Below are 10,102 nucleotides of genomic sequence, written 5' to 3' on the forward strand. Positions count from 1 at the left end.
ACGGACTCAGCGGACCACAAGCAGGGCTGGATGGCTGCCCGGTCGAATCCGGCCAGCCCGGGACAGAGCGCCGCGTTCACGCCCCCATACCGGCAACGCCGCTACCGCCGCCGCCCCGCCCCGTGGGGGCGGGGCGGGCCCAAGCGCCCGTTGTCAGGCGCCCACCGCCGCCTGCGCCCTGATCGGCAGTCTGTTGACGGGGCGTCCGGTCGCTGCGCGTACCGCTGAAGCCACTGCCGCCGGGGCCGTGACCACCGGGACCGCGCTGGCCGGCTTGGCGCCGAAGGGGGCCACCACGTCACGTTCTTCGACGAGTTTCACGATGCGAATGTCCGGGGCGTCCAGGGATGTCGGGAGTGCGTAGCCCGTCAGGTCCGGGTGGCGGATCAGGCCCCGGGTCGTGCGGAGGTTCTCCGTGAGGGCCGCGCCGACGCCCTGGGTGACGCCGGCCTCGATGCGGGTTGCGAGCTGGGCCGGGTTGAGGATGCGGCCGACGTCCTGGGCCACGGCCATCTCCACCACGCGGATCGCCCCCAGTTCGATGTCCACGTCCACCACCGCGCGGATCGCGCAGAACGCCAGGCCCACGAAGGCGTCGCCCTGGCCCGACTCGTCCAGGGGCTCCGTGGGATGGGGACGGCACTGGGCCGTGGCCCAGAGTTCCTTGCCGTCCATGGCCTCCGTGACCGTGGTCGACAGGACGCCGTCGTACGACGTGATCTTGCCGTCCGTGATCTGCAGCAGCTCCGTCGACATCCCGAACTTGTGGGCCAGGGGCTGCAGGAGTTGCGTACGGACCATCTTCGCCGCGCGCTCCACCGCACCGCCCGACACCCACGTGTGGCGGCCGTGCGTCGCCGGGCCCGCCGGGGGCTGGTCCGTGTCGACCGAGGCGACGTGGACCTCCTCCAGGCCCAAGGTCTCCTGGACGATCTGGCGCGCCAGCGTGCTGAAGCCCGAACCCGTGTCCACGGCCGAGCAGATGACCGTCGCCACGCCGTCCTGGACCCGTACCGTCGCCGTCGAGACCTCGTCCGCGCCCTCGGCGCCGAGCATGTGCACCATGCCGAGCGCGTAGCCGACGCCCCGCCGCACCGCGCCCGGCTCGCCCGCGCCCTCCAGGCCGCCCGGGAGCAGCCAGTCCTCCTCCGGGGAGTCCAGCGGGAGCGCAGGAAGCGGGAAGTCCCTGACAGCCGCCAGGAGTTCGGCCACCGGTGCCGGGCAGGTCACCGTCTGGCCCGTCGGCAGGATGTCGCCCGTCGCGAGGACGTTACGCAGGCGCAGCTCCGCCGGGTCCATGCCCAGCTTCAGAGCCAGCTTGTCCATCTGCGCCTCGTACGCCGCGCACACCTGCATCGCGCCCTCGCCCCGCACATGGCCGGAGGGCGGGTTGTTCGTACGGACCGCCCAGCCCTCGATGAAGGCGTGCGGGACGACGTACGGGCCACAGGCGAAGGCCACGGCCGCGGCCAGCGACTCCGACGAGGCGTCCGCGTAGGCGCCGGCGTCGAGGAGGATCTGGGCCTCCACCTTCACCAGCCGGCCCTCCGCGTCCGCGTGGTGGCGGTAGCGCAGCAGGGTCGGGTGGCGGTGGGCGTGGCCGAGGAAGGACTCCTCGCGCGTAGCGGCCAGTTTGACCGGGCAGCCGGTACGGAGTGCGAGGAGGCCCAGGGGGATCTGGAAGCCCGGGTCCTCGCGGTCGCCCGTGGCACCCGGGACGCCCGTCACCACGACCTTCACCTGGTCGGGCGAGAGGCCGAAGCAGGCCGCCGCCAGGTCCCGGTCCGTGTGCGGGTCGGTCGAGGCCGTGTAGATCTCGACCCCGCCGTCCGGGCGGGGCACGGCCAGGCCGGCCTCCGCGCCGATGGGGGCCGGGTCCTGCCGGCCGATCCGGTACAGGCCCTCGACCACGATCTCGCCCGCCGCCTCCGCGTCGCCGAAGCGCAGCGGGATGTGGCGGATCAGGTTGCCGTCCGGGTGCAGCGGCTCGGCCGCGAAGGCCTTCTCCGGGTCCGTGACCGGCTCGAGGACCTCGTACTCGACGGCGATCGCCGCCGCCGCGAGCCGGGCCGTGTCCGGGTGGTCGGCGGCCACGGCCGCGATCGCCTCACCGTGGTGGCGGACCAGCTCGGAGGCGAAGACCGGACGGTCGGCGACGGTACGGCCGTACGTCGCCTCCCCCGGTACGTCGGCGTGCGTCACCACGGCCCGTACGCCGGGCATGTCGGCCGCGGCCGTCGTGTCGATGGAGACGATCCGGGCGTGCGGGTGCGGCGAGCGGAGCAGGGCGGCCCACAGCAGGCCCTCGGCCCACAGGTCGGAGGCGTACGGGAACGTGCCCTCGGTCTTGGCCCGCGCGTCGGCCGGCGGGAGGGACGAGCCCAGGCCGTGGGCGACCGGCTCCTCCTCGACGGCGTCGAGCGCCGTCGGCGAGGGAGCAGGGGTGGCGGTGGTCGCGTCGCTGCTCACGCCATGCCTCCGTCGTGCGGGTGGGGGATCTGGTGCGGGATGCGCGCCTCGTCGGCGTGGTCCGAGGCCGCGCTCGCCTCGCGCTCGGCGACGACCTCCCGTACGGCGTCGAGGACGCCCCGGTAGCCCGAGCACCGGCACAGGTTGCCGCAGAGCGCCCGGCGGGTCTCCAGCTCGGTCGGGGCGTGGTTGCCCTCGAGCAGGTCGTGCACGGTCATGGCCATGCCCGGGACGCAGAAGCCGCACTGGACGGCTCCGCAGCGGGCCAGGGCGCGCTGGACGTCCGAGGGTTCGCCGTCGGTCGCGAGGCCCTCGACCGTACGGACCTCGCTCCCGGCTGCCGTCGCCGCGGGCACCAGGCAGGAGGCGACGAGCCGGCCGTCGACCTGGACGTTGCACGCGCCGCATTCGCCCTGCGAGCAGCCGTCCTTGGCACCGGCGAGACCGAGCCGCTCGCGCAGCACGTAGAGCAGCGACTCGCCGATCCAGGAATCCGTGACGGGGCGGTCGGCACCGTTCACACGAAGGACGTACGAGGTGTGCGGGTGCTCGTCGCTGTCCGCGCTGTTGCCCGTGGAGTGCGCCGGAGGGGGCTCCGGGTCGTCCGCCGGGAGGGACGACGGGTCGGAGGCCCCGTCCACAACTGCCTCTGCGGCCGTCTCGGCGGGCTCGGCGGCCTCCGAAGCGGCCTCGCCGGCGATCTCGCCCGCCTCGGCGGTCTCGACGGCCTCCACCGTGGGGACGGCCTCCGGCTCCTGCACCGCCCACGGCGCCGGCGCGCCGCCCGGCAGCGTCGCCGGTGCGCTGCTCGCGTACTGCGCCAGCATCGACGTCGTGAACTCGCCCGATTCGTCCGACGAATCCGCGCCGTCCGAAACGACAGGAATGGTCCACTGGCCCGTGGCGGCCGGGTCCGGGTCCGACGCCGCCTCGAAGCTCCACTGGCCCGTCGCGTGGGGATCCGGCTCCGACAGGAACTCCGGCTCCTGCTCCACGGCCTCCGCCGCCGTCGGCGTCTGCACCACCCACGAACCGGTCGCCGCGGGATCCGTCGCCGCCTCGGGCGTCATCGGGGCCAGCGGGACGAGCGGAGTGATCATCGGCGGTACGTAGCCGTGCCCGGGCGCCTCCAGCGGGACGCCGTCCAGCATGAACTCGGGCGGCAGCTGCACGAAGGCGGTGGCATCGCCGTCGTAGCCCTCGCTCTGCGGGATCGGCTCCCAGCCGCCCCCCTGGCCATGGTTCTCGTTGCTCACGACAGCGCCCTCCCCAGTGCCCGTCGGGCCAGCGCGGCGACCGTGCGCCGCAGGTGCAGTACGGCCGGCGGCAGCTGCTCGTCACCCGGCGGGTCCGGGATACAGGCGGCGGCCACGTACTCGCCGAACGCCGTCAGCGCCTCCGGCGCGAGGCCCCGCTCCCCGTCCCAGTCCACCAGCGAGGCGATCCAGTGCTCCGCCTCCAGCGGGCGCAGCGGCATCGGCGCGATGGCGCCGACCGCACAGCGCACACCGCGCCTGGCAGGGTCGAGGACGACGGCGACGGAGGCCGATGCGCGGGCCGGGCCCGTACGGCCCGTGGCCTTGAGGAAGACCTGGGGGGCGTGCAGGAGGGGGACCCGGACGAACGCGACCAGCTCGCCGGGCGCCAGCAGGTCGCGGCCCGCCAGCAGGTGGGAGACGGGGATCTCGCGGGTGCCGAGCGGGCTCATGACGACCAGGTCGGCCTCCAGGGCCGCCAGGACGGGCAGGGAGTCACCCGTGGGCGCCGCGGTGACGATGTTGCCGCCGAGCGTGCCCGCGTTGCGGATCTGGGGCGGTCCGGCGGCGCGGGCGGCGGCGGCGAGGGCGGGGATGAGGGCCGCGAAGTCGGGGCGGCCCATCCGGGAGTGGGTCAGGCCGGCGCCGAGGAGCGCGTGACCGTCCTGGTACTGCCAGCCGCGGATCTCGTTGATCCGGCCGAGGCCGACCAGCGCGGCGGGCCTGAGCTGGCCTTTGTTGACGGCGGCCATCAGGTCGGTGCCGCCCGCGACGGGCACGGCGGCGGGCATGGCGGTGAGCGCCGCCACGGCCTCGTCGAGCGAGGCGGGCAGCGTCACGGACTGCGCCGTCTGTGGTGCGTGCGTGGTCAACCCGCTGCCCCTTCCCGGTGTCCCCGGCGGTCCCCGACTGTCCCCGGCTGTGACGCCTGTGTGGCCGTACCGTACGTGCTCACAGCCCGGACGTGGCAACTCTGGCACATCTTCCGAGCCGTCCGACGCGAGGGTCCGCGAAGGACGGTTCCGTCCAGGAGATCCCACCGGTGACGGTAACTTCTGGTTTGTCGCTCTTGGGTGACACGGGGGCGCGAGGTTACTCACACGTTCGGGGGCAGCCCCTCGATGGGCCGTCCCAGGACGCCGGGGCGCTGCTGCCACGGCAGCGGTCCGGCCGGCGGCCGGTAGCCGACGCCGAGGGAGTCCAGACGCCGGTAATGGGCCGCCATCCGGCGCTCGAACTCCGCGAAGTCCCGCTCCGCGGGCACGGGAAGGGCCGACCAGGCGACCTCGGCGAAGGCGGCGAGGCGCGGAAAGACCTGGTAGTCGACCCGGGCGCGGTTCTCCATGACCTCGGTCCAGACGTTGGCCTGGGTGCCGATGACATGGGCGGCGGCTTCCGGGGACAGGCCCGGCGGCACGGGTTCGAAGCGGTAGACGTCCTCCAGGGTCCGTACGTAACCGATGGGCATCGGCTCGTCCTCGCCCGGCGCCTGACGGTGGTCCAGATACACCTGCTGCTCGGGGCACATGACGACGTCGTGGCCGGCCTCGGCCGCGGCGATCCCGCCCGCGTACCCCCTCCAGGAGGAGACGGCGGCGCCGGGCGCGAGGCCCAACTCCGTCGTCTCGCCTCCGCGCGCTCGTACCCGCTGTCGACTCCCCCAGCTACCGCTGGGAGGTGCCCCCACCTCGTCGAGCGGTCGCTCTCCCCCAGACTTCGTCCGGGAGGTGCCCCCACTCGCTCCCTCCTCCTCGTCACTCTCGACAGCGGCGCGCCCTTCGGCTCGACTCCCGCCCTCCAGGATCTCGTCCCAGCCGATCAGCCGGCGTCCGCGGTCGGCGAGCCAGCGGTCGAAATGCCGGATGAACCAGGACTGCAGCTCGTTCTCGTCGGCGAGCCCCAGCTCCTTGATGCGGGCCTGGGCCGTCGCGGACTCCTTCCACTGGCCCTTGGGACACTCGTCGCCGCCGACGTGCACGAAGGTGGACGGGAAGAGGTCCAGGACCTCCTCGAACACTCCCTCGTAGAAGCGAAGGGTGGCGTCGGTGGGAGCGAGGACGTTCGGGTTGACGCCCCAGGTGTCCCAGACGGTGAGGGCGGCGGTGTCGACGACGTCGACGTTGCCGAGCTCGGGGTAGGCGGCGATGGCGGCCTGCGAGTGGCCCGGGATGTCGATCTCGGGGACGACGGTGATGTGCCGTTCGGCGGCGTACGCGACGATCTCGCGGATGTCGTCCTGGGTGTAGAACCCGCCGTGCGGCGTCTCGTTCCAGAGCGGCGAGGCCCGGTGTCCCCATTTGGTACGGGCGCGCCAGGCGCCGACCTCGGTGAGCCGGGGATGGCGCTCGATCTCGATGCGCCAGCCCTGGTCGTCGGTGAGGTGGAAGTGGAAGACGTTGAGCTTGTGAGCGGCCATCAGGTCCAGCTGGCGCAGGACGTCGTCCTTGGGCATGAAGTGCCGCGAGACGTCGAGCATGAGCCCACGCCAGCGGAAGCGGGGGCTGTCGGTGACCGTGAGCGGGGGGAGGCCCCAGTCACGGTCGACCGGGCCGACGGGCGCCTTCCGGTACGCATCGGGGCCCAGCAGCTGACGGAGCGTCTGGGCTCCCCAGAAGACGCCCGCCGCGCTGCCGCCCTCGACGAGGACGGCGGCGTCGTCGAGAGAGCCGTCGGTCGAGAGACGGTAGCCCTCGGGGCCGTACGCCTCCTCGATCGCGGGGCTGATACGCAGCCGGATCCCGCGCGGATCGCCTTCGGCCGGCGCGAACGGCAGCCCGGTGGCGGCGCCGAGCGCGGCCCGCAGCCAGCCCGCCACGCCCTCGGTGCCGGGCCCGGCGTCGAGGGTGGTGTCCACGCCCAGCGAGAAGCCGGGAGCGTCCCCTCGCGCCTCGATCCTGCCGGGCGCGGGAATCAGCGACTCGTGACGGTCGAGGTCGTCATGCATGGCATCGGCCTTTCGAAGCGGAGGTCGTCGGACACGGGCGGCAACGGCCCTCGGGGGCACGGGGGGGGCGGGCACAGGCACGGGGGGCACGCGGGGGCAGCCCCTTCAGTCCTTCACCGCCCCGCCCAGTCCCGAGACCAGGCGGCGCTGTACGAGTACGAAGAAGACGAGCACCGGGATCGTCATCACGGTCGACCCCGCCATGATCCCTCCCCAGTCGTTCTCGTCCGGCTTGAAGAAGACCAGCAGCGCCATCGGGAGCGTCGACTGCGAGGTGTCGCTGATGAGGAACGACTTCGCGAAGAGGAAGTCGTTCCAGGTCGAGATGAACGAGAAGACGCTGGTCGCCACGAGCCCGGGGAAGACCAGCGGGAACAGGATCTGCCACAGGAATCGCGTACGGCTCGCGCCGTCGATCTGGGCCTGTTCCTCCAGCGCCTCCGGGACCGCCTTCACGAATCCGCGCAGCATCCAGATCGCGAACGGGAGCGAGAAGGCGATGTGCGGCAGGATCAGCGAACCCAGCGTGTTCAGCTGACCGAAGTCCCGCATCAGGAAGAAGAGCGGGATCGTCAGCGCCTCGATCGGCACCATCTGGGCGACCAGGAACATGATGAGCAGCGTCGTCCGGAAGCGGAACCGGAACCGGGTCACCGCTGTCGCCGCGAGGAACGCGATCAGCGCGGAGGCCAGGACGACCGTGCCGGCCACGATCATCGAGTTGAGGAAGTACCGGCCGAACTCCTGCTGTTCGAAGACGCGCCGGAAGGAGTCCAGGGACGGGGACAGCGTCCACGGCCGCGGGTCGGTCGACTGGATCTCGCCGGCCGGTTTGAAGGCTGAGAGGACCATCCAGTACAGCGGGAAGGCGACGACGGCCGCGACGAGCAGGACGGCGGCCTCCGCCGCGAGGCGCCCGGGGCGCCGGATGCGGAAAGCGCTCACAGTTCTTCTCCCTGGCGGCGCAGCAGACGGAGGTACACCAGCGTGACCGCCAGCAGGATGAGCAGCATGACGACACCGATCGCCGAGCCCAGGCTGTACTCGGACGAGGCGAACGCCTTCTGGTAGGCGTACACGTTGAGGACGAGGTTCTGGCCGGCGATGCCGCCGCCGTTCGTCATCACATAGATCTGGGTGAAGACCTTGAAGTCCCAGATGATCGACTGGATCGTGACGACGACCAGGATGGGCCGCAGCATCGGCGCCGTGACCGAGCGCCAGATCCGCCACTGCGAAGCGCCGTCGAGGGACGCGGCCTCCAGGACCTCCGACGGGATGGCCTTGATGCCCGCGTACACCGTCACCATCACGAACGGGAACGAGCACCAGACGACCTCGAAGAGGACGAGCGCGAAGGCGCTGAGGCGGCCGTACGTCCATGAGTGGTCACCGAGGCCGAGCAGCCGGTTCACCGGGCCGAAGTCGGGGTCGAAGAGGAAGACCCAGACGGTGGAGCCGGTGACGGCGGGGGTGGCCCAGGCACCGAGCGCGGCGAGCATGAGCGCCAGGCGCGGCAGCGCCCGTACGCGGGTCAGCAGGACCGCGAGCGCGCAGCCCACCGCGAGGGTGGTGACGACGCAGGCGGCGGCGAACAGGACCGTGGCGAGGAGAACCTGCCAGAACTGCGGGTCGGAGAAGAGCGCGGTGTAGTTGCCGAAGCCCCGGAAGGAGGTCGGCTCGCCGCCGCTGACCTGGGCCTGGGTGTACTCCAGGAAGGAGATGAGCCCGAGCTGGTAGATGGGGTAGAGCAGAAGCCCGCCAAGGACGACGAGCGCGGGCAGGAGGTAGAGCCAGGGCGTCCACCCGGAGCGGCCGGGCCCCTTGCGGGACCGGGCCGCCTGGCCACCGGGGGCCCGGCGGGGACCGGGGACCCGGCGCCGGGTCGCGGGGTCGCCCGCGACGGTGTGCGCGCCGTCCGCCTCCGTACCGCTGGAATCCGTACGGGCCGTCATCGTCATCGGCCCGCGGACGCGAACGCCTCGTCCATCTTCCTGGCGGCGGCGTCCGAGGCTGCGTTCACGTCCTTACGGCCGCTGACGACCTCCTGGAACATCGTCGGCAGCACAAGCGAGGAATCGATCTTGCCCCAGCCCGGGGAGGCGGGCACGAACTTGGCGCCGGCGCCGAGGGAGTCGATGAAGGGCTTCACGAAGGGCTCCTTCCGCGCCGCCTCGGCCCGCACGTCGGTGTAGGTCGGCAGGAAGCCCATCGCGTCGAAGAGCTTGCCCTGCGTCTCCTTCCCGGCCAGGGACTTCATCAGGTCCACGGCGAGGGTGCGGTGCGAACTGCTCTTCATCACACCGATGTTGTTGCCGCCGGCGAAGGCGGGTGCGATCGAGCCGGCGGTGACGCCCGGGAGCGGTACGACGGCGTACTTGCCCTTCACCGAGCCCGCCTCGACGGCCGCGTGGCTGAAGTCCCCGCCGATGGCCATGGCGGCCTTGCCGGAGGCGAAGGCGGTGACGGTCGCGTTGCCGCCCATCTGCGCGCACTTGGCGGCCGGGCAGTTGTCGTCGCCGAAGAGGGAGGCGTAGGAGGCGATGCCCTTGCGCGCGGCCTCGCTGTTGACGGCGGACTTGTACGACCCGCCTTCCTCCGTGGCGAGTTCGCCGCCGTTGGCCCAGATGAACGGCATCGCGCCGTAGGTGTAGGCGCCTCCGACGGCGATGCCGTAGAGGTCCGGCTTGGCCTTGTGGATCTTCTTGGCGGTGGAGACGAGCTCGTCCTGCGTCTTGGGCGCGGAGAGGCCGAGGTCCTTGAAGACGTCGGTGCGGTAGTAGAGCGCGCGTACGCCGACGAAGAGCGGGGCGCCGTAGATCCTGCCGTCCACGGTGACGGAGGCCTTGGCGGTGGGGTCGGTGTCCTTGGCGTCCGCCCAGGCGCCGAACTCGGCGCTGATGTCGGCGAGTCCGCCGTCCTTCACGTAGCCGGCGGTGTCGGTGTTGCCGTACTCGATGAGGTCGGGGGCGGACTTCGGGTCGTTGAAGGCGGCCTTGATGCGCTGGGCACGGGTGTCGACGGGGATGTACTCGACCTCGACCTTCGCCCCCTTGTGCTGCTGCTCGAAGGCGGCGACGGCCGCGTCGACGACCTGCTTCTTGGGCGCGTTGCTGACCTCCTGGAAGAGCCAGACGCGCAGGGTGCCGCTCTTCTCGTCCGTCGCGGCCTTGCCGTCGGAGGTCTGCGGGGCACAGGCGGTGGCGGTGAGGCCGGCGAGCACAAGTGCGGCGACCGGGGCGGCGATACGGGCAGAAAGCTTCATACGGGTGCTCCCACCAATCGGCGTTGCAGCATACGCAACGGGCGTTTCGTGCTGCACAACACGCGAGAGGTTAGGGCCGGACCAACTCCCCGACAAGTGGTCTCAACCACTCTGTGACCGGCGGAAGCACCCTCTGCAACGCGAGACGGCCCCCGGTGCGTGTACCGA

The 10,102-nt window shown here is 72.1% G+C and carries 7 protein-coding genes; all 7 read right to left on the reverse strand.

All coding sequences use genetic code 11. The annotated features are described in order from the left end of the window. Nucleotides 1–153 precede the first annotated feature (153 nt). Nucleotides 154–2,469 carry a xanthine dehydrogenase family protein molybdopterin-binding subunit gene (locus ACFC0D_RS04715; RefSeq protein ID WP_376431005.1) on the reverse strand — a complete coding sequence of 772 codons (2,316 nt, stop codon included), beginning with the start codon at nt 2,467–2,469 and terminating at the stop codon, nt 154–156. Continuing rightward, entirely contained in the window at nt 2,466–3,725 is a 1,260-nt protein-coding gene (locus ACFC0D_RS04720; RefSeq protein WP_376431006.1) for a 2Fe-2S iron-sulfur cluster-binding protein, read from the reverse strand. The genes ACFC0D_RS04715 and ACFC0D_RS04720 overlap by 4 nt, the downstream gene beginning before the upstream one ends. Further along, nucleotides 3,722–4,597, reverse strand: a complete 876-nt coding sequence (locus ACFC0D_RS04725) for an FAD binding domain-containing protein (protein ID WP_329120019.1) — start codon at nt 4,595–4,597, stop codon at nt 3,722–3,724. Before ACFC0D_RS04725 ends, ACFC0D_RS04720 begins: the two co-directional genes overlap by 4 nt. 224 nt (nt 4,598–4,821) lie before the next feature. Next, entirely contained in the window at nt 4,822–6,669 is a 1,848-nt protein-coding gene (locus ACFC0D_RS04730; RefSeq protein WP_376431007.1) for a beta-N-acetylhexosaminidase, read from the reverse strand. Between the two features lie 105 nt (nt 6,670–6,774). Then, a complete protein-coding gene (locus tag ACFC0D_RS04735) occupies nt 6,775–7,614 on the reverse strand; it encodes a carbohydrate ABC transporter permease (protein ID WP_376431008.1) in 840 nt (279 codons plus the stop codon). Beyond that, complete coding sequence (locus tag ACFC0D_RS04740; protein WP_376431009.1) at nt 7,611–8,630, reverse strand: carbohydrate ABC transporter permease; 1,020 nt, start codon at nt 8,628–8,630, stop codon at nt 7,611–7,613. The genes ACFC0D_RS04735 and ACFC0D_RS04740 overlap by 4 nt, the downstream gene beginning before the upstream one ends. Then, nucleotides 8,627–9,934, reverse strand: coding sequence for an extracellular solute-binding protein (locus tag ACFC0D_RS04745; protein ID WP_376431010.1), 1,308 nt, complete (start codon nt 9,932–9,934; stop codon nt 8,627–8,629). The genes ACFC0D_RS04740 and ACFC0D_RS04745 overlap by 4 nt, the downstream gene beginning before the upstream one ends. Between the last annotated feature and the right edge of the window lie 168 nt (nt 9,935–10,102).

Origin of the sequence: Streptomyces sp. NPDC056222 (genome assembly GCF_042264065.1) — a bacterium.
In the GTDB taxonomy this organism is placed as follows: domain Bacteria; phylum Actinomycetota; class Actinomycetes; order Streptomycetales; family Streptomycetaceae; genus Streptomyces.